This is a genomic window from Pseudoalteromonas sp. Of7M-16 (genome assembly GCF_022347805.1).
GTDB classification, from domain to species: Bacteria; Pseudomonadota; Gammaproteobacteria; order Enterobacterales; family Alteromonadaceae; genus Pseudoalteromonas; species Pseudoalteromonas luteoviolacea_F.
In genome coordinates, this window is sequence record NZ_JAKRFY010000009.1 from 160294 (window position 1) to 181068 (window position 20775).

The window sequence follows — 20775 nt, forward strand, 5'->3', positions numbered from 1 at the left end:
TTAAGTTTATGAATAGGATATTTTGCTTGGTTGTTTAGGGTGGAGTTAGATACACATTGTGCCACATTTTTAGCGGTGGGTTTGGCGTAGCCGCACATTAGCGGCTCGCCTAGAGTCAAAACTTGCGATGGTATGGCATAAATGCGCGAGTGCAGGAAGCGCTAAAGGCCTTTGATTTCTTTATCTACTTGGTAGCCTTCATCGGTGACAATTTTTTCTAGCACGGCGACACGGTCTTTTAATTGTGCAATTTCGTTCTTTAGTTGGTCGCTCTCTTGTTTATTTAACCCACTTAGTTTATTGGCTTTTAAGTACTTGCTATATAAGTCACTGATAACACCAAAGCCAACACTCACAAGTACGATTAAAAATACCATTGTAGTACCTGACATAAGATCAATCTCCATAACTTGATTAGATTTAATCATAGTTGAATTTTGTGTTGAGTATAGTGACAAGTGTCAGATTAAATGTAAGAAGAAATGCAGGTTGTGAATTGGATGAATGAAGTAAAAAGTCCCAGAAGCTGCTATACCCAAGTTAATTTTGGGCATAGCAGTTGACGTTTATTCGTACGGGAGTGGATCGGTCGCTTTATTTAATTCAAATGCTTCCAAGCGCTCTTGGCACGCGCCACATTTACCACATGCTTTTTCACGGCCGTTATAACACGTCCATGTATGGCGATAGTCTAGGCCCATCTTCAAACCATCCGTCAAAATATCAATTTTCGAATTGTTTAAATAAGGACATACAATCTCAACTTCGTCATAGTTGGCGATCCGGCAAACATCGTCCATTTTTTTTACAAATTCAGGTCTGCAATCGGGGTAGATAGCATGGTCACCTGAGTGTGCGCCGTAAAATACTTTGTTAGCTTTCAAAGAAACTGCATAACCAACTGCTAGCGAGAGCAAAATCATATTACGATTTGGCACGATTGTGCTCTTCATGCTCTCTTCTTCGTAATGGCCTTCTGGCACATCAATGTCATCGGTAAGTGAAGAACCAGCAAGAAGTTGGTTGATTGCAGATATGTCAACAATTTTATGTGCTACGTTTAAACTGTCGCAGACACTTTTGGCTACTTCTAACTCTTTGACATGTCGTTGTCCATAGTTAAAAGATAGCGCATAAACCTCATGCCCCTCTTGTAGGGCTTTGTTTAGCACGGTGTAAGAATCCATGCCACCAGAATAGATAACAACGACTTTTTCGCTCATTGGAGATACCTCGGATAAATGCCTCAGGTTTTGCCTCGATTTTAATAGAGGTTTGCTTCAGGGCGCGATATACTACACGGCCGCTGAAAAAATGACAATTTTAGCAGGTTATTTTCGCAAAATATATTGAGTAGTTTGGAGCTGTTTTGTACAAAATTAATGAAGTTTTTGAAACCATCCAAGGTGAAGCAAGCTTTACGGGTACCCCGTCTATTTTTGTTCGCTTACAAGGGTGCCCTGTTGGGTGTGCTTGGTGCGACACAAAGCAAACATGGGATGTGAATCCGACTTATCTAGTGAGTTTGGACAAAACGGTGGAGAAAAAAGCGGACTCAGAGTGGTGGGCTAATGCCACGCCGCAGGAAATCATTACTCAATTTGAACAGCGAGGTTATACGGCTAAGCATATCGTGATCACCGGTGGTGAGCCCTGTATGTATGACCTAAATGAGCTGTGTGAGCTATTGCACCAGTCGGGGTACACGACGCAAGTTGAAACCAGCGGTACATTTGAAATTTTGGTTCCAAAAGAGACTTGGGTCACGGTATCACCGAAAATTAATATGCGTGGTGGATACGATGTACTGACCTCTGCAATGCAAAGAGCGGATGAAATCAAGCACCCAGTTGCAATGCAAAAACATATTGATGAGTTAGAAGGTTTGTTTGAACAAACAGGGGTTAGGCCTAAACTTATTTACTTACAGCCGATCAGCCAAAAGGCGAAGGCGACAAAATTAGCCATTGATACCTGTGTTAAGAAAAACTGGCGATTATCGATCCAAGTTCACAAGTATATAGGTATAAATTAAAAGCGCTTCGAGGCGCTTTTAATTTACAAAAAAATGTCAAAAACGGTCATTTTATTGTGGGAATGCTTCAATACCTGAAATTGAGCACTTCCACCAACCATTGTGGCTCGTTTCATTGAAAATGATGCGACCTGAGAAAGACTTTGTTGTCATCATGGTTAGCATCAAAGCGTACAGTTGATCATAGTTAAAGTTTGACTTCTCTAAGCGTCCGCCTCTGCCATGACTGCATCCAGGCATGCTACCAGCCTGAAACTCCACATACAGGCCATCACCGCCCCTTAAGTAAAATGAAGTTGGGTACAGGTTATCAATCTTTGGACCAGATGTTGATGCTTGCGCATTTGTCGTAAACAGGGCTGAAGAGGAAACGGCCAAAAGGGCGAAGAAAAGCTTTTTCATGTTTAATCCTTTATTTTTATATTTTTATATTTTTTATTTTTATAGATATACTAGGTGTGACCTAATATGGGTACATGGTATCAGCCATCTACCGAAAGTTAAAGTTATAGTCAAAAAATACTGTCAGGTGACACGCGATTGTGTTGGCATGCGGTTCTATGGAAGCTCTTTGTTAAAGAGCTTAGAGAAACTTTAATAACACTCTGAGCTCCCCATTTCAATAATACGCTCAGTCTCGCCACTATTATTAAAAATATAGAGACCTTTGTTGATGTCATTGAGCACTTGCCGCCAGCGAGGTTTCTTTTTGCTCAATGCGAAGAATAAGTTGTTGTAGCGAAGCGCGGGTTGAACATCTTCAAGAGCTCGCAATAGAGTCACTTTTTCAGATTTGGATAAGTTAGAGTAACTAACCGTAAAGCGCAGAACTTTTGGATCGCCAATTATGAGGTCGACCCGTTTTCCCACTAATAGCTTAACGAGCTGAAGGTCATCAACTGCTTTGACAATGACAAACTCTCCGTTGTCCATCATTGCATCAAATTCAGGGGTATTTTGATACCCTCTTACTACGCCAATGGTAGTGCCCTTAAGCGCATTTAAATTTCCTTCAAATGAGTCCCGCTCGCCGCGACGTTTGATAAAACCAATTTCTCCGCCAGGGTAGGCATTGGATAATGCGAGTAACTCACGTCTTGTTTTCCCCTCATAGTTGTCAGAAGGGGATGCATCTTCAATAAAGTATTCTGGGAACAATATATCTGCTCGACCGGACTCGGCAGCTTTAACAGCTCTTGCCCAAGGTAAAAATTCGACATACACCGGGTATCCCTGATCAACAAGCAGAGATATAGTAAATTGAAATACCCAGCCTTTATTGCAAAGTTGATCGCCGATATAGGGAGGCCAGTCCAGTGTGACCAAATGCAGTTGCTCTTTTGTTGGGTTCTTACTAAACAAGTATCCGTTTTCGTGGGGCGCACCGACAATCATTTGATATTGTCCTGATTTAAAAAAGCCCACTTGTAGACTTGCGCTGGCAGGAGGTGTAAACAGAATGAGATAGCTGATGACAAGGCCTACGACTAATTTCATTTTACTAAATTCCTTATGCATATATTTTGCTGCATTCTGGTTTTCCCAAGTCAAATAAACACAGACTGGACTTAAACAGATTTTGTATATTACGGATACCATAACTGAGTAACAATATGCTTCAACCACAGCGTTTCAGGAGGTAAACCATCCAGTGGTGGTGAGTTAGCACCCATATTGTCGTTATTTATTTAGTTTAGTAAGAATATGAGGAAAGGCGAAGGAGATTATCTGGATTATCCGATAGGAAATGAAGGCCCGTTTAAAACCGGCCTTCATAAATATATTTGGCAGTTTATTGAACTAGTTCTTGATCGCTGAATTCATCTGCGAACATTGGGCTAGATAGGTAACGCTCAGTAGCGCTTGGTAAAATTACCACAATGTTTTTATCTGCGTTTTCTGGTTTTTCGGCGATACGTTTAGCCGCAACAACTGCTGCACCAGATGAAATACCGACAAGAATACCTTCGTCTTTCATTAGCTGATGTGCCATTGCGATAGCATCTTCGTTTGATACTTGCTCTGCACCGTCAATGAGTTCTAAATCTAGGTTACCCGGGATAAAGCCTGCGCCGATACCTTGGATTTTGTGCGGGCCTGGTTTAACCTCTTCGCCTGCAAGCGTTTGAGAGATAACTGGAGAGTCACTAGGCTCTACAGCAATTGATTTAACATCAAGGCCTTTTTCTTGTTTCAAGAAACGGCTTACACCTGAGATTGTACCACCTGTGCCAACACCTGCTACGAAGTAGTCGATATTACCTTCAAGTGCGTCAAAGATCTCAGGACCTGTTGTTTCAAAGTGAATTTTAGGGTTTGCTGGGTTTTCAAACTGCTGTAAAAGAACATACTTTTGAGGGTCGCTTTCAAGAATTTCGTTAGCTTTCTCGATAGCGCCTTTCATGCCTTTTGCACCTTCAGTCAGTACTAAGTTTGCACCTAGTGCTTTAAGTAACTTACGACGCTCAAGACTCATTGTATTTGGCATAGTTAAAGTGAGTTTGTAGCCACGTGATGCTGCAACAAATGCAAGGGCGATACCTGTATTACCTGAAGTTGGCTCGATTAGCTCTTTACCATCTCCTAATAGGCCTTGTTTTTCAGCTTCCCAAATCATAGAAGCACCAATGCGACATTTTACGCTAAAGCTCGGGTTGCGAGATTCAACTTTGGCGTATACGTTGCCGCCAGTTACTCGATTTAGTTTAACAATTGGAGTTTGGCCTATTGCTAGGCTGTTATCTGAAAATACTTTAGACATAAATGTTCCCTTGAATGAGCTTAGGACTATTGTGTATAACACTTAATATAGCCACACTTTACTGATCCTGTAGCAAAACAAGAAGTAAAGAATGGCTATATGATATATTAAAAAAGCTTATAGCTATAACGAATAAAAAATGCACTGCTAATTACTTTGGGTAATTAGCAAGGCTTTTCATCAACGTAGCCACGCGTAGCTAAATTTGGCGAAAAAGGTTTTATTATCTTTGGTGATATCACTTAAATCATCATCTTGATAGCCACTATCAGAGTAGCCTACAAACAGTACAGTTTCAGGATTTAATTTGTAGGCGTATAAAAGCTGGGTGCTGAGCTTTTTGTAGCGGCTATCGACGTCATCTATATATTTTTTTTGATTACGTTCTATATCAAGGTTGATAACTGCCAAGCGCACATAACTGTTTATACCAAATTGATAGGTAAAACGTGCATCGGATAAATTCGCGGTGTACACATTTTCGCCGTCATGCTCCAAGCGTTCGTAGGTGTGGCGCAGTTTAACTTCGAAGTGGCGGCCAAGGTTGAAGTCTAGAGTAGGTTTTACGATATATCGCTGTCCTAACCGATTGTTAGCAATATCTAATTTATTGCCTGTGTTCAATCTAAGGCCTGCGAATACGCCTGCTTTTGGTTTCATTTCTAAATACATCCACTGGAAATTTTCAGTGAACATGTCTGTGTTGCCGTCTATGTTTAATCGCGTTTCATCATGTCGTTGGCCTGTACGTTTACGGTGGTCAAAGCCAACCTGAATAATACTTTGAAGTGGGCCTTGTACTTTGAAGTTTGATTGCACTTCTTTTTCTAGTAACTCTCCATCCTCATTATGACTAATATCCCAGTCGCTGTACCAATTGGCGCGATTCCACCAGTTGGATTCGTCCCCGTACCAACGGTATTCAAACCCGGTAACAAACTTATTAAAATCGACCTGCGAAATAAATCCTAAGTCAGCGCGCAGTGCGGCGTCGTAATTACGGTATGAACCAAATGCTCGCCAATATTTGCGATTGTGTTCATAGCTAGCGTAATAGCCCAACCCTTGCTGATCGTCGTGGTTTTGCACCCTTAAAACGCTCTCATCAATTTCGCAAGACTCAATAGGGTCGTCATCACATACTTCATTGATAAAGTGTTGGTCATACTGGGTATCGGTCGTGATGGCTTGTAGCTTAATCGTATCGTGTTTGGTTGGGCGGTACTTGCTGTCAATACTCAAGACTTGGTTACGATAATCTTCACTTTGCCTGATGGTGCCTGTTGTGCCAATAGATAATTGGTCATTGGCATCATAGCGATATCTCAGCGCAGCATTTTCACTTTTTTGTTCTAGCGAAACGATACTAGATCCTAAATTACCGGGTACTAACACGTGTGTTGAATCGTCATTAGCGATAAACCCGGCAAATGTGTGCCCTTGTTTGCTACTTGTAGCTTTGACGCCATAATCTGGTGCAGATACATTGCGCGTATGCACCAAATTTAAGTGAGAAGAGAAGTAATCGCTGTTTTCTAAGAAAAAGGCGCGTTTTTCAGGAAAGAATAAACTGAAGCTGTTATTAACACTTAACTGTCCAGTGTCGGCTTCAACCTGAGAAAAGTCTGGATTGACAGTTAAGTTTAAAGTGGTATCAGGTGTAACAGCCCATTTTACATCAAGGCCAGGTTCGTAGTTGGTATCACTTTCAAAGTCAGGTACGACAGCGTCGTCAATGTCACGTGTTTGAGTGTGTGCAATGGCCAGTGCTGGTGTGATTGTTAAGTTATTACTTTGTTTAGCTGTGGCAAACCCACTCACTGCTGGCATTTGGCAGATCCAGCAGCTGTTATTGTGGTCAAGTTGCATGTTGGAAATACGTAGCCTTTCATCCCTTGGTAAAAATCGCAGGAACTCCATAGCCATGTGTTTGGTGCCTTGTGAATCGTTAAAATTAAGCACGCGCAATGGAATCTTAACTTCAACACGGTATCCATCAGGTGTTATTTCCCCCTTGCTAGACCAAATGCCATTCCAAGACGAATTTTCATTTTTGGTTAGCTCGTTTTCAATCGAGTCCATCTGGACGCCCAGCGGATTGACAAAAAATTGATAGGCATTTTGACTTGTGTTTAGCGAGTCGATTTTGAGTCCGACAAGGTCGTCATTCCAGATTTTATCTCTATCACGATAGTGCGCCCTTATTTCTTTCGGTGTAGGGTCTTTTGCAATAAATGCGATAAACAACGCTTCCCCATTTTCGTAAACTAAAGCCTTTGTTGTAACTGGGCTTGTGGTGTTTTCATGAGGCCAAGTGACATTATCAATGAGTATTTCTTTAGCAGATTGCCAAAGTGGCTCCTCAACTTTGCCATCTATAGTGGCTGCTTGGTCTATAAACGGGATCTCTATAGGCTGTGGCGCGGCAACAGCAGTGGCTGACAATAGCAGGGTGCATAAAACGCTGGTACTTCTAATCATGATAGATGGTTTAATTCGCAGAAACTAAGGGGTGTTAATTTAATAATAATAGTTTAAAGCAACAATTCATTCTCGTTGAGTTGCGTTAATATCGGGTGAACTCAGGTGAACGAACTGAAGTTAAAGTATCGAATTTGTATACCTAAGAGGTAAAAACATGATAAAAAGGGGCTTGGTTTAAATGTAGATCGGACAAACTATGTCTCTAATAATAAAACTCATCGCCGGTATTGTGGGCGGTATTTTGGCAGGTTTGTACTTGCCTTTAGGTCTGACCGAGCTGTTATATACGGCTAAGGTCATAATAGGCCAACTAATTAGCTTTACAATTCCATTGATTATCTTGTTCTTTATCGCTTCAGGTATTGCCGGTTTACCTAAGACATCGGGACACCTTTTAGGTAAAACGGTCGGCTTTGCATACAGCTCTACTGTGATCGCGGGGACTTTGGCCGTGTTACTGGTATTATTTGCAACGGGCTTCTTTGAGGGGAGTGTTGCCTATGAAGCTGCCAAAGGCGCCGAGTTAAAAGGTTATATTCAACTAGAAATTCCGCCGCTGATGAGTGTGATGACTGCACTTGCTGCTGCATTTATTTTTGGTATTGGCATCAGCCAGCTAAATTTAGGCCAGTTGAAAGATGTTGTCGATCAAGGCCGTGACGTCATTGATGCTCTGTTGGCAAAAGTAATTATTCCTGCGCTGCCTTTTTATATCGCAGGTGTATTTGCCGAGATGGCAGTAGCTGGCACGGTTGTTGATACACTTAGCACGTTTGGTGTGGTGCTTGTGGCTGCGGTTGGTATGCATTGGTTGTGGTTAACAACTTTGTTTGTTGTTTCTGGATTGATGCTAAAACGCAGTCCTTTGGAGTTGGTCAAAAATATGTTACCAGCGTATTTCACTGCGATTGGAACTATGTCGAGTGCGGCGACCATTCCTGTTTCGTTGAGAGCGAGTAAGGCTAACGGTGTTTCTGAAGAAGTAGCAAACTTTTCAGTTCCTTTATGTGCTACAATTCATTTGTCCGGTTCGACAATTACCATCGTAACTTGTGCAATGGCAGTGATGTTTTTATCTCCAACGATGGCTGTCCCATCACTGTTAGAAATGTTGCCATTTATTTTCATGCTGGGTGTTGTAATGATAGCTGCCCCTGGTGCGCCAGGCGGTGCCGTTATGTCAGCATTGGGCCTATTGACCTCGATGCTTGGATTTGATGAAAGTGCGATAGCTTTGATGATTGCACTTTACCTAGCACAAGATAGTTTTGGTACAGCATGTAATGTCACAGGTGACGGTGTGATTGCGTTGTGGGTAAACCGATTCTCTGAAAAAGGAGAGTAGCCAAATCAAACCTAGTAATATAGTCGTATATTTGTAGGTTGGCATGATGTAATTGATTATGCTTTGCGAAATTATATGTTAATCTCGCAAAGCGAATCAGAAAAGATTTTTTACCAAGGGCTAGCGTGAGGATGTTCCATTGATTAACGTACTTTTAGTTGATGATCATGAACTTGTAAGGACTGGGATCAAACGCATCTTAGATGATGTGCGTGGTTTCAAGGTGGTCGGAGAGGCTAAAACTGGGGAAGAAGCGGTTACTTTTTGCCGCCAAAATGAACCCGATATCGTATTAATGGACATGAATATGCCGGGCATAGGTGGATTAGAAGCGACTAAGAAAATTTGTCGTTACTGTCCAGATGTTAAGGTCATTGTACTCACGGTACATTGTGAAGACCCATTCCCAAGCAAAGTTATGCAGATAGGGGCACATGGCTATTTAACCAAAAGTGCTGGGCCAGATGAGATGATCAATGCAATTCGATCGGTTAATTCAGGACAGCGTTATATTGCGCCTGAGATTGCGCAGCAAATAGCGTTGGCACAGTTCAGTGGTAAGGTCGATGAAAACCCTTTCCAATCTCTATCAGATCGAGAACTACAGATCATGTTAATGATCACAAAGGGTGAAAAAGCACAAGATATTGCAGAGCGGCTCAACTTAAGCTCTAAAACGGTGAATAGCTACCGTTATAGAATGTTTGAGAAATTAGACGTAAGTGGTGATGTTGAGCTAACGCACCTCGCTATTCGTCATAAAATGATTGATATTGATAGTTCTCGTTGATCATATCTATTTGAATGACAGAGTTTGACCACAAAGCGTTTTTGAAAACGTTGACCACAGAGCCTGGTGTTTATCGTATGTATGATAGCGAACACCAGGTTATTTATGTCGGTAAAGCAAAAAACCTTAAAAAAAGAGTAAGTAGCTACTTTAGGGCAAATATTCCCGACAGTAAAACGCGGGTGTTAGTCAGTAATATTGTCCACATTGAAGTGACGCTGACCAATACAGAAACCGAAGCATTATTGCTCGAAAACAATTTAATTAAAAAATACCAACCGCGTTACAATATTCTGCTGCGTGACGATAAGTCTTACCCTTATATTTTACTCACTGATCATAAACACCCCAGAATTGCATTTCACAGAGGTGCACGAAAGCAAAAAGGGGAGTATTTCGGGCCATTTCCTAGTAGTGCGGCAGTGTCGGAAAGTCTCAGGTTAATGCAAAAGATTTTTCCAGTGCGCCAGTGTGAAGATGCCTATTATCGCGCCCGTAGCCGGCCTTGTTTACAACACCAATTAAAGCGTTGTTCTGCGCCTTGTGTCGATAAGGTAACAGATGATGAGTATGCTCAGCAGGTTGATCTGGTTAGGCAGTTTTTAAGTGGTAAGTCACATCTTGTTATCGAAACGCTTGTGTCTAGAATGGAACAGGCCAGTATGGCGCTTAATTTCGAGGCTGCAGCTAAATATCGAGATCAAATAGCCTTATTAAGACAAATGCAAGAACAGCAATCTGTCGCTGGTAATTTTGCTGAGATGGATGTGATTGGCTACGCGCAGCGCAATGGCCTGTCAGCAATTCATATGCTTATGATCCGCGATCACAAAATACTAGGCAGCAAAACCTACTTCCCGAAAATACCGAGAGACTCAAGCGAAGATGAAATATTGACGTCTTTTCTTGGTCAGTATTACGTATCGAATGGCTCCAATGCGCGAATTGCTAACGACATTGTATTGCCATTTGAGTTATCTGAGCGGCATGCACTCACAGAAGCCTTGACTCAACTCGCCAAGCGTAAAGTGCACCTGCGCATCAATGTTCGGGCCGAACGTGCTCAGTATCTGGCACTTGCCAATAAAAATGCTTTAAATAGTATTATGGTTAAGCAAAGCACTCAAGATGCGATCAGTAAACGCTATGCCTTATTAAAAGAGGCGATAGGTTTAGCCGACATAGATCGCATGGAATGTTTCGATATTAGCCATACAATGGGTGAAAATACAGTTGCATCATGTGTTGTATTTGATGCTCAGGGCCCCAATACAAGAGAATATCGTCGCTATAATGTCACTGGGATCACGCCTGGTGATGATTACGCAGCCATGGACTTTGCTTTAAATAAGCGCTACGCGAAAGTGACAGATGTATCCAAAGTGCCTGACATTATTTTTATAGATGGGGGCAAAGGTCAGCTGGCAAGGGCTGAGGCGTTTTTTGAAGATTGGCAATTAGAGAAGATCCCAATGTTAATTGGTGTGGCAAAAGGCACGAGTCGTAAGCCGGGACTGGAAACGCTATTGTTTGATGGTGGTCGAAAAACAATTAACTTAGAAAGTGACTCTCCGGCGCTGCATTTAATACAGCATATTCGTGACGAGTCACACCGTTTTGCTATTGCTGGACACAGGAATAAAAGGCAAAAACAACGCACACAGTCCGTATTGGAAGAGATAGGCGGTGTTGGTAATAAGCGAAGACAAGCGCTTCTTAAATACTTAGGAGGTTTACAAGGCGTTAAATCGGCAAATATACAACAAATAGGGCAAGTGCCTGGGATCAGTCCGCAGTTGGCTGAAAAGATATTTAACCATTTGCATGACAAAGCTTGATACTTCATGCGAACATATAGAAAAAGAATTCTTTAAGTAGTTATGTGGAATATTCCAAACACGTTAACAACATTTAGGTTGTTTCTCATCCCCGTCTTTGCTGTGGTGTTTTATCTGCCGTATTCATGGGCTTTTTTTGCCGCTGCTTTTATTTTCTGGCTGGCATCGGTAACAGATATATTAGATGGGTACCTAGCTCGTAAGTTAAACCAATCAACGCCATTCGGTGCTTTTCTCGATCCTGTTGCCGACAAAGTCATGGTAAGTGTCGCATTGGTGCTCATCGCAGCACATTATCAAAATGTTTGGATCACTTTTGCTGCTGTGGTGATTATTAGCCGTGAAATCGTTATCTCAGCTCTGCGAGAGTGGATGGCTGGATTAGGAAAGCGGGCGAGTGTTGCCGTATCTTCTTTGGGGAAATTTAAAACGGCTGCTCAGATGTTGGCAATCATTGGACTAATTTGGCAGTTTTCAACTTGGATGTTGGTACTGAGTTACGTATTACTGGCAACTGCAACAGTATTAACGATAGTGTCTATGCTGCAATATTTGCTTGCTGCTAAAGGAGAGTTGCTCAAATCTTAATTGATATTGAGCAATTAGAGTACGGTTTAGATAAAAAATAAGCAAACAGTTAAAAACATTCATTTTTTATATTGACGCAATCAAGAAGTTCTGTAGAATGCGTCCGTGTTGAGAGACAACAGTCATCAAAACGAAATGTAGCTAAAGCACTTTATATTGCTTTGAATACATGTTGCGAGTATAGCTCAGCTGGTAGAGCGCGACCTTGCCAAGGTCGAGGTCACGAGTTCGAACCTCGTTACTCGCTCCAACTTTTGATACATCGGCGGAATGGCAGAGTGGCCATGCAGCGGATTGCAAATCCGTCTACCTCGGTTCGACTCCGGGTTCCGCCTCCATTTTCTCAACAAAATCCACATGCGAAAGCAACCCGATGCCCGGGTGGTGGAATTGGTAGACACAAGGGATTTAAAATCCCTCGCTGGTAACAGCGTGCCGGTTCAAGTCCGGCCCCGGGCACCATTATGCGAGTATAGCTCAGCTGGTAGAGCGCGACCTTGCCAAGGTCGAGGTCACGAGTTCGAACCTCGTTACTCGCTCCAACTTTACTTTAAGGTTGGCTTTTGCAAAAACCCGATGCCCGGGTGGTGGAATTGGTAGACACAAGGGATTTAAAATCCCTCGCTGGTAACAGCGTGCCGGTTCAAGTCCGGCCCCGGGCACCACTTGTTTTCAAGTGAAAATGCGAGTATAGCTCAGCTGGTAGAGCGCGACCTTGCCAAGGTCGAGGTCACGAGTTCGAACCTCGTTACTCGCTCCAACTCTCTTTAGAGTTTGGCGGAATGGCAGAGTGGCCATGCAGCGGATTGCAAATCCGTCTACCTCGGTTCGACTCCGGGTTCCGCCTCCATTTTACTTCCACACTTTCTGCTTATGTAGACATCCGATGCCCGGGTGGTGGAATTGGTAGACACAAGGGATTTAAAATCCCTCGCTGGTAACAGCGTGCCGGTTCAAGTCCGGCCCCGGGCACCATTTTATTATTTCGATTTTTATTTTAGTTGTTTCGCTAAGCTTATCGCACTATAGATTTATGTATAAGCTGAGATTTCTGCTGTTGCTATCTGATGCTATTTTTGGCCAAGAGGTTGGTGGCACGCGAGGGATTCGAAGCGTGAAGAATCAACGGGGGTTAGCCCGCTGATTGGATAATTCACAGCCAGTAGAAGTAATAATAAAACAATATTTAAGTCAGTATTTTCGCAATATCTACCTAACAATCCCTTTTAATTAGGCAATGAGAAAAATTCTAACATGAGCTTAAAGTGACCAGAGCCGAAATATTCGCTTGATATGATCTTCCCGTGGCCACTTACACAATCCCCTTCAAAAGAGTGCACAAGCTCACCTTCCATAACAACTTGCCGACTATTTTTAGCCCAGTAAATACGGATCCCCTGTTTAGTGCCTCTAAAGGTATCAAAGTAGTCATTGAATTCACGCTCTTTGCCTTTTAAAGGATTAAGTTCAAAGTCTACGTCTTCACTCAAATCTTGCCCATATGAGCTAAACACCGCAAGCTGAAACGTATCATTGATAATAGTGTCAAAATCCCACCATGGTTTATCTGATGCGCTGAGCTCAGGGCTTGCGGCCAACAATTGCACTTCAAAGTTCAATGGCTTAGGTTCGAGCTCTTTTGATTTGTGTTGGTTGTAGATTCGCTCAACTATTGCGATTTCCTGTGGAGAAAGAGCACGCTCTTCTTCATGCTCAAACTCCGTAATTGATTTTGCAATGAGGTGATCTTCAAGCGACTCTAATACCTTGTCTGTGATCTTAACCTTATTCATACTGATATTGTCTCGTTTAATTTATTGCTGTGAGTGAGAAAGTATATGTCGAAGTCTGTCTGTGGGTTGTTACCTATCTCTAGGCTTAAACCTGACTCTTCAACACGTTTAGATAATTTATTTACAAACCTTGATATGTAGGTGATTGCAGCGTTGCCTTTAAAGCCATGACGTTCACCAAGCTGTTTTTGCGTAAGCGCATTCTGTCGAAAAGACAGCGTAAAAAAGTCGTAAAAAAGGGCTTGCTTCTGTTTGTCTTCTTCTTGGGCTATGGTTTCTAGTAGTAAATTGATAAACAACCGTGCATTTCTATCCATTTTTGCAACCTGATCTGGCGAGGGCTGATCGCTTGGCATTAGCTCATAAATATTATTTGAGCCATCAGAGCTATTATTACTTTCATAAAGGTGGACGATTTGCACCGAGCGCCCCTCATCAGGTGATTTAGCTTGCTCTGATGCCGACTTCCGTCGATAGGTTACATTGCTACCCATATCGAGATAGACGCTTTCAAAGGCTTTATATGTATAAGCTTTTAAGACATGGTTAAAGTCAGTTTGTGCATTGAGCTTTTGAGTGTCTTTATCCGGCTCAATCTCATTACTGGCTTCTTGTTTAGTTGCTTTAATCACTTTTAACAATGTCTCTTGAATAAGTGCTTCGGTGTCGATTCTGTGATCAGTTATCGATTTTTTCCGAAGTAAAAACTTAATAAATTTATACGCTTCTTGTACGGCTTGTTTGTTGTCAAACCACATCCATACCCCCTTTCAATTGTTGTTGTATCCCTTTCATCATTCATTTTCTATTACTCTATTAGGAATAGCCTGACTGCTGATTGCGGTATAACAACTTTTCCATAAGTTTCAGCATATTGTGTTTGTTTTCCTAATTGATGTTATCAAGGGTTGTTGCCATTTTAGTTACACTTTAATAATTCTATATAATGTTCAAACTTATTTTTTGCTTTTTGCCACTGAATACTGGTATGTGACGACAAGAATTTATCTGACAGTTCATTACCTTTGATAAAGTAGTCACACGCATTGTCAATTTCACCGACCTCAGAAGCGATGTAGCCTAGGTTAAACAGCTTTTTCCTGTAGCTGACTTGGTAATTTTCATTGTCTGGATGAACTTGCGTTAAACGAAGTGCAAATGCTCTCGCTTTTTCTAAATGACTTTGTGCTGACTTTTTGTCGCCGAGATTGTAAAGGTGTATTGCTACTTTCGAGTGTGCGCCTTGTAAGAGGCTGACAAAGTCTAGGTTGTCTTCATTTTGGCTATAGAGCTTTTGAGCTGCTTTAAGGGCTTTTTCGTAGTACAGAGTACTTTGCTGTGTTTGATTGGTCTGTGAAAAATAATTTGCATAAGCCATATATAGTTCGATGCTATGTCCTTGCCAATCAATGTTATTCTCATTCAATACACGTAGCTTTCTGGTTATATCTAAGCCTTCGAGGAAGTGCGCTTGCGCTTCAACTAGATACCCTTGTGCTAACTTTCTACTGCCCAAACGGCTTGCCAATAAAAGTTGAGCAACTTGTACATGGACATTATCTGGGTCTTTAATAGAGTAGAGTTTTACTAATTCATCAGCGTGATCATAGTACTTATCGGCATCTACAAGGTTGCTACTGTTTTCAGCAAGGTTAATGTAAATTCTCAACAGGTTATATTGTGAAACAAGATGATTTGGATCATTCTTAAGCTGCTTTTCAAGGGCTGTTTTCGCGCGCAATAGCCAATCGCTGGCTTGCTGCTCCGAAGGCTCGGTCTTTGCGAGGTTTCTGAAAGTGTTGACTCTGAGTACGTTAAAAGCTTGCTCGAGACTTTGTGTTGGCACTTGCGTATCGAGTAGTTGCAAGGTTTCATTATATTTTTGAGCAGCTAGCTGCAGGTCGCCGTCCCACAACGCCATAAATGCGAGCTGTGAAATTATCTTCGCTTTGGCAAGTGCCAATGATGGATCTGCTGGAAGTAGTTCAGTTTGTTGTAGTGCACGGTCTAAATACTGTTTGGCTTCGTCATTCCTACCTTGTTTTATTAATAGGACACCAAACTCATAATTGAACGACATTGCGATTTGCAGCTCTTTAGGATCGTCATTTCCAATTTGCGCTATTTTGCTTTCTAACTTTGTTAAGGTCTCAGTGAGTTCGCCGATATGCGTCGAGTCATCTTGGCGTAGAATCTTTACTTTTATTAGTAATAACCTGAGTTTATCGATATCTTCTAACGGGATATCATCAACGCTTGATACCAGCTTCGATATGTGGTTGTTTAAGTATTTACGTTGAAAAGTGGGTAAGTACTGCGCCAGTATCGGTTCGATTGCATCTATATTTAGTAGTACGTTGTCTTTTAAATGAGTGAGTGCTTGCGTTGTTTTGGCCTGCTCGGCAACAACAAGCTGTTTTTGATAATAAGCAAAAGAAGCGGTACTCAGGGCACAGACAAATAAAATACTGGTGGTAAATAAACGTCTTTTTTGTGCTTTGTTTTGTGTTTCAAGCACCGTTTGGTAAAAGCTCTGTGAGGCGAGAATATAGTTTTTAACCGCCTGTAGGCTGATGGTACCAGGTTGGCTTAAGTACTTTGTGCCATCTTGTAGCTCATGTTTGCCCAGCGTGAAGTTGTTTTGTTCATCGGGTTGTGCAGCATAGTTCTTCCACTGTTTGTATTTTGCCTCAACACCATGAAACCACTGTAGGTATTCCTTTCTGGCACTTAACCAGATAAAAAAGCGCGGCCAAATCTGTTGATCTAAGGAGAGTTCTTCCGCAATTGTAATTAGGCAATCGTGAGTTAACTTAACATAGGGAGGTAATTTATGAACTTGATGGCGGATAACAAGTTGTTTTTCAATGAGGGCATTCACCAATTCTAACAATTGCGGATTTTCTTTTTCTAGCGCCAGAAAGTCAACGTGCTTCGAATAGCATGTACCATTGATATTGACCCCAATAAAGAGTTCGAAAAACTGCTCTGTTAGCGGCTCAAACTGCCCCAATATAAACTCAGCTTGTCGATAGATAACCCCAGTTAGTTTGTTAAGTTGGTTATATTGAGAGAAGGTTAAGACTTTGGGTTGATCGCTGTCTATGGCCAGCGCATGCATCTGTGCCAATAGATACTCGACCGCCGGCAACGCATGAGAAAGTTTGAGGGCCTCAGTTTGGATAGTTTGGGCAAGCCCTTCTTCTAGTTCAATGCCCAGCGCAATCGCTTGGTTGTTGATGATTTTTAACCAGTCTTCGGCAGTTAAACTATGTGGTACATAAAAGTCCCTGCCGATCATATCAGTATTGTGTAAGTACTCGCTGCGAATGCTCGTGATCACTGATATGGGGGTGTGCTCACCTAATAATGATAGGCTGTGTAACAAGCGGTTATTTGGTTCAATTTCAAAAATTTCTTCGAATTGATCAATATACCAAATGTAGGTTGTTTTATGAGCGGTAAGGTGCAGCGAAAGCTCGTCTAGGTAGGTTGTGTTTAACTTCAGCAGTTCTTCAACAAACTGTTCGACGCTGATTGACATTGTTTGTAAAACAGTTTCAAAACCCGCATCACCAGACTTGATGAAATGCGTCAACAGTGCCGCGCTACTTTCAAAGTCTTTTGGTAAGCCAATTTGCCACTTTACATTGCCTGCTTGCTTGGCAACGGCAGGAAGCAACCCGGCTTTAATTAAGCTAGATTTACCGCTGCCGGATACGCCATGTACCTTGATTAAACTAGGTCGTTCGTCGAGTAGTGTCAGTAAATCTGAAGTCAGTTTGTCGCGACCAAAAAAATAGTATGCATCATGAGGCTCGAAGCTACGCAAGCCTTTAAAAGTCAACGACCCTGATTGCTGTGTACCATCGTACTCATCGCCCAACAGTATTTGAAGTGCTTCATTAATGTGCTCTATTGGACATAATTGGCCGCCAAGTAGCTCAACTTCATGAACAAGGCTGTGGTCAATTTCGCCATGATTCGGTGCAGGGTAAAAAATAACAAATGGGCCACTGTGACGGTGCGTCATTGCGTATAACGCACCTTCAATTTTGTTGTTTATATGCCCTATGCTGTGCACATTACCACTGGGGGACACTTCCCCTGTTGCGAAACAAGTGGAGGTAAGTTGAGTGTTTTTTCCCAAATGTGTGCGATAAGCCAGTGCACAACTGAGTGCATACCCCAGACCGACGCTAGTACTGTCCTCTTGTAAATTAACAGTTTCTTGATTGCTGGTGACCAAATCGAGTTCGATGAAAAATTGGCTTTGCTGCCTATCGAGCGGATTGAGGGACATGAAAGCGGCTTCAGCAGCCATGGCAAAATAATTTCGCTGTTCTTTGAACTTGTAGCCTAAGGCGAGTATCAAATCGTTGGCAAATTTGACTTTTACTTTTTGGCGATCTTTTGGTTTTATAAATCTGAATTTAGGGCTGTATGTATAGCGTTTATCAGATAGAAGAATGTGCATTATTATTAGCTCTTTATAGTAAATCGTTGATCGCACGATCATCAATATTTTCAGTTATTGCTTACCTATCGTGTCAAGCACGCTCACAATGTCATGGTCTACGCCGCTGTCCCTATTAAAACGTTAAATCACAGTAAAAAATAACAATTGCGATAAAAAAATCCTTACACCTGCTAAGGGTACAAGTCTAATGAATATTATTCATATTTACGAAACTTTTTGATTTGCTTTACACGACTTTTTCGAAAACGTTAATACCCTACGTATAAATTAAGTTCGCTTACTATGAATTTTTTAATAAATCTACTTTTTTTTAAATTTTATGAGTTTTTTGTGGTTCATTTTGTTATTTTTTAATCAAATAGGCGTTTAAATTGAAAAGGAGCCTGTTTTCTGTTCAAGATCTGGCTTTGGAATTGGGTAAAAAACTGGTATAAGTGAAGTAGGACAGATTGATTTTTACGCGTAATTTATCCATTTTTGTGAAAGATCTTGAATAGGTATATCTCGAATTTAACAATTATCTTAAATGTAAGCAAAAGGAAGCACTGTTACAAAATAGGTAATGGCTTAGCTTAACTTTAAGTGATTGGATATATGTACGTGTGAGAAGTTATGTTGCATTAAAGGACGTGTTCGCATCGTGGAAATGTAAAAGTTAAATTCAGTATTAACAATGGGTTAGGGAAAATATAAAAAATATAAATATCGCTTAGCTAGGAGTTAGTATGGGTTTTTTTAATAGAAGTGCAGTTTTTGCGAGTGTGTTGGTTGGTTTGGGGCTCTGTGCGAGCACACACGCATCAAATAATGACAGCGCATATCTGGTACAATACAAGCACGGGCAGCTCTCTCAAAACGTTCTTGGCTCTTTAAAGGTAATTGGCCAAAGTGGTGAAAAACTCATAGCTCAGGGGGTATTATCACAGCAACAGGTGAGTGAGATAATTCAGTTAGACGGAGTATCAATTGAAGCTGATTACGGCTTATCTCTCAGTAGTAATTCTCTAGATTATTATAAAGCGACTGCAAATAGTCTCGATGTGCTGGCACACAGTGAGCTGGAGCCATATTGGTTACGAGCGACATCAATAAGTAAACTACCTTCGGCATCCAACGACATCTCTGTTTGTGTTATTGATTCTGGTGTAGATAGCAGTCACCCAGACTTGCCAGCCAATATTCATGGTTATCATAGTGTATATGCAGGCTTTTGGGATCAAGATGCACTGAGCCATGGGACACATATGGCAGGGATCATTGCCGCACAAAATAATGGTATCGGTGTAAAGGGCGCACTGAGCGAGGGGGGAGCTAGCTTACAAGTCCATAAGTTGATCAAAACCGCCAATGGAAGAAACTCAGCTATTTGGGGTGGGAATCTAATCGAAGCCATTGAAGTGTGTGCAAATTCAGGTGCTAAGGTCATCAATATGTCGTTAAGTGGTGAGCAGTTCTCACCGATGACCATGTCCGTCATTGATCGGCTTGCTTACGATCGTGGTCTTATTTTTGTAGCGGCAGCAGGAAATCACGGCTCAAGAGAGAAGAAGCTGCAAGGTCAGTACAACGATGCACTGCATTACCCGGCTTCATATCACAATGTGTTGTCGATAGGCGCTTTGGAAACGGATGGCAATATTGCGGCTTTTTCACCAACCAATCCAAATATTGATTTTGTAGCCCCTGGCAGCAAAATACTTTCAACGGCGAATCGCAGCCATTATGCGGTGCAAGATGTGGTTATTCAACACAGTGGTGCAGTATCAGATGCGTTAAAGTATACGCAGATCGACGTGGGTCTGAGCAGCTATTCGATGCAAACTTCGCTCCCTCAGCAATGTGTATATACGCTAACAGCAGAAGATGTTCAGCAGCAAATGACCGAGCGCACCCTGTCTTATCAAACGCGTCAGAGTTTAAGCAGTGCGCAAACGAACTGTATTGCGGAAGGTGGTAAAGTATTGCTGATTAACTACCCTCAACATCCAAATGGACGTTTAAGAGGAATTGATTACTATACTGAATTCCCAACATTACTGGTACATCAGTGGCCAGTGGTCACTGATAGCTCAAATATGTCTGTGGCTATCAGAAGCTATCATAGTGACTATGTTGTGGGAGCCGGTACATCGCAAGCAACGGCAATTATTTCCGGAGGTATCGCGAGGTTGTGGTCCCAAAACCCCAACTGGGATCGAGCGCAAATTATTAATGCGTTAAGATCGACAAGTCATGATTTAGGTGCTGCTGGTAAAGATAGTGTCTACGGCCATGGTTTACCAAATTTTGCAGAAGCACTTGCCTATTTACAGTCTGGGAAAACACCAGCGTGTCCAATGCAATGGTATCACAACAAATCCTATGAAGGTGGAGAGCAGGTGACTTATCAAGGCAAGATATATAGTGCTCACTATTGGAACAAAGGGGCCAGTCCAATCTTAGCGCCCAATATGTGGCGTGAGCAAGGAGAGTGTGATACCACTAATCAAAGCCAATCAGCACCTAGTGACGGCGGTTACAGCATATTAGACTTTTCTGGTTTAGAGAATGAAAGTTCAACATACAGTTGTAAAGGATTAAGTTTGATGTGTGGTGGCTAAACTCACAATACAATAAGGGTCTGATGACCCTTATTGTATTTGTAAAGCAATCTCTATTCGG

15 protein-coding genes and 8 tRNA genes are annotated in these 20775 nt (G+C 41.8%); 14 read left to right on the forward strand and 9 right to left on the reverse strand.

What is annotated here, in order from left to right; translation table 11 throughout:
* Positions 1 to 161: 161 nt before the first annotated feature.
* The gene (locus MHN81_RS11760; RefSeq protein ID WP_023398744.1) at positions 162 to 392 is read right to left on the reverse strand and encodes a hypothetical protein; all 231 of its coding nucleotides are present in this window, start codon (positions 390 to 392) and stop codon (positions 162 to 164) included.
* A gap of 174 nt (positions 393 to 566) precedes the next feature.
* A complete protein-coding gene (gene queC / locus MHN81_RS11765; protein ID WP_023398745.1) occupies positions 567 to 1223 on the reverse strand; it encodes a 7-cyano-7-deazaguanine synthase QueC in 657 nt (218 codons plus the stop codon).
* A gap of 146 nt (positions 1224 to 1369) precedes the next feature.
* Here queC and queE point away from each other — a divergent pair, with 146 nt between their 5' ends.
* Positions 1370 to 2035, forward strand: a complete 666-nt coding sequence (queE, locus tag MHN81_RS11770) for a 7-carboxy-7-deazaguanine synthase QueE (RefSeq protein ID WP_239425799.1) — start codon at positions 1370 to 1372, stop codon at positions 2033 to 2035.
* Positions 2036 to 2086: 51 nt separating this feature from the next.
* Here queE and MHN81_RS11775 read toward each other — a convergent pair whose 3' ends face one another.
* The 4 genes from MHN81_RS11775 to MHN81_RS11790 form a co-directional block, all read right to left on the reverse strand.
* Positions 2087 to 2437: a hypothetical protein gene (locus MHN81_RS11775; RefSeq protein WP_023398747.1), complete on the reverse strand. Its 351-nt coding sequence runs from the start codon at positions 2435 to 2437 to the stop codon at positions 2087 to 2089.
* Positions 2438 to 2629: 192 nt separating this feature from the next.
* The gene (locus MHN81_RS11780; RefSeq protein ID WP_023398748.1) at positions 2630 to 3532 is read right to left on the reverse strand and encodes a transporter substrate-binding domain-containing protein; all 903 of its coding nucleotides are present in this window, start codon (positions 3530 to 3532) and stop codon (positions 2630 to 2632) included.
* Positions 3533 to 3827: 295 nt separating this feature from the next.
* On the reverse strand, positions 3828 to 4796 hold the full coding sequence (cysK, locus tag MHN81_RS11785; RefSeq protein WP_023398749.1) for a cysteine synthase A: 969 nt from the start codon (positions 4794 to 4796) through the stop codon (positions 3828 to 3830).
* 180 nt (positions 4797 to 4976) lie between these two features.
* Entirely contained in the window at positions 4977 to 7277 is a 2301-nt protein-coding gene (locus MHN81_RS11790) for a DUF5916 domain-containing protein (RefSeq protein WP_239425800.1), read from the reverse strand.
* Positions 7278 to 7476: 199 nt separating this feature from the next.
* Between MHN81_RS11790 and MHN81_RS11795 the strand changes: the two genes are divergently transcribed.
* The 12 genes from MHN81_RS11795 to MHN81_RS11850 all read left to right on the forward strand — a co-directional run bounded on the left by MHN81_RS11795 (position 7477) and on the right by MHN81_RS11850 (position 12816).
* Positions 7477 to 8625 (forward strand): dicarboxylate/amino acid:cation symporter, encoded by a 1149-nt coding sequence (locus tag MHN81_RS11795; protein WP_023398752.1) that lies wholly within the window; start codon positions 7477 to 7479, stop codon positions 8623 to 8625.
* Positions 8626 to 8764: 139 nt separating this feature from the next.
* Positions 8765 to 9415 carry a UvrY/SirA/GacA family response regulator transcription factor gene (uvrY, locus tag MHN81_RS11800; RefSeq protein WP_023398753.1) on the forward strand — a complete coding sequence of 217 codons (651 nt, stop codon included), beginning with the start codon at positions 8765 to 8767 and terminating at the stop codon, positions 9413 to 9415.
* Between the two features lie 14 nt (positions 9416 to 9429).
* Complete coding sequence (gene uvrC, locus MHN81_RS11805; protein ID WP_239425801.1) at positions 9430 to 11253, forward strand: excinuclease ABC subunit UvrC; 1824 nt, start codon at positions 9430 to 9432, stop codon at positions 11251 to 11253.
* Positions 11254 to 11295: 42 nt separating this feature from the next.
* Positions 11296 to 11841, forward strand: coding sequence for a CDP-diacylglycerol--glycerol-3-phosphate 3-phosphatidyltransferase (gene pgsA / locus MHN81_RS11810; RefSeq protein WP_023398755.1), 546 nt, complete (start codon positions 11296 to 11298; stop codon positions 11839 to 11841).
* Positions 11842 to 12015: 174 nt separating this feature from the next.
* Positions 12016 to 12091 (forward strand) — tRNA-Gly (locus MHN81_RS11815).
* Between the two features lie 14 nt (positions 12092 to 12105).
* Positions 12106 to 12179, forward strand: a tRNA-Cys gene (locus tag MHN81_RS11820).
* 37 nt (positions 12180 to 12216) lie between these two features.
* Positions 12217 to 12303, forward strand: a tRNA-Leu gene (locus tag MHN81_RS11825).
* A gap of 4 nt (positions 12304 to 12307) precedes the next feature.
* Positions 12308 to 12383, forward strand: a tRNA-Gly gene (locus MHN81_RS11830).
* Positions 12384 to 12419: 36 nt separating this feature from the next.
* Positions 12420 to 12506 (forward strand) — tRNA-Leu (locus tag MHN81_RS11835).
* Between the two features lie 19 nt (positions 12507 to 12525).
* Positions 12526 to 12601: transfer RNA gene (locus MHN81_RS11840), tRNA-Gly, on the forward strand.
* Between the two features lie 16 nt (positions 12602 to 12617).
* Positions 12618 to 12691: transfer RNA gene (locus MHN81_RS11845), tRNA-Cys, on the forward strand.
* Between the two features lie 38 nt (positions 12692 to 12729).
* A tRNA-Leu gene (locus tag MHN81_RS11850) sits at positions 12730 to 12816 on the forward strand.
* A 251-nt stretch (positions 12817 to 13067) separates the two neighbouring features.
* On the opposite strand, the gene MHN81_RS11855 is transcribed toward MHN81_RS11850, so the two are convergent.
* The 3 genes from MHN81_RS11855 to MHN81_RS11865 form a co-directional block, all read right to left on the reverse strand.
* Positions 13068 to 13634 carry a hypothetical protein gene (locus MHN81_RS11855; RefSeq protein ID WP_023401319.1) on the reverse strand — a complete coding sequence of 189 codons (567 nt, stop codon included), beginning with the start codon at positions 13632 to 13634 and terminating at the stop codon, positions 13068 to 13070.
* Positions 13631 to 14392 carry a hypothetical protein gene (locus MHN81_RS11860; protein WP_023401320.1) on the reverse strand — a complete coding sequence of 254 codons (762 nt, stop codon included), beginning with the start codon at positions 14390 to 14392 and terminating at the stop codon, positions 13631 to 13633. Before MHN81_RS11860 ends, MHN81_RS11855 begins: the two co-directional genes overlap by 4 nt.
* Before the next feature lie 161 nt (positions 14393 to 14553).
* Entirely contained in the window at positions 14554 to 18111 is a 3558-nt protein-coding gene (locus MHN81_RS11865) for a hypothetical protein (protein ID WP_239425802.1), read from the reverse strand.
* A 728-nt stretch (positions 18112 to 18839) separates the two neighbouring features.
* On the opposite strand from MHN81_RS11865, the gene MHN81_RS11870 reads away from it, so the two are divergent.
* On the forward strand, positions 18840 to 20714 hold the full coding sequence (locus MHN81_RS11870) for a S8 family serine peptidase (protein WP_239425803.1): 1875 nt from the start codon (positions 18840 to 18842) through the stop codon (positions 20712 to 20714).
* Positions 20715 to 20775 lie beyond the last annotated feature (61 nt).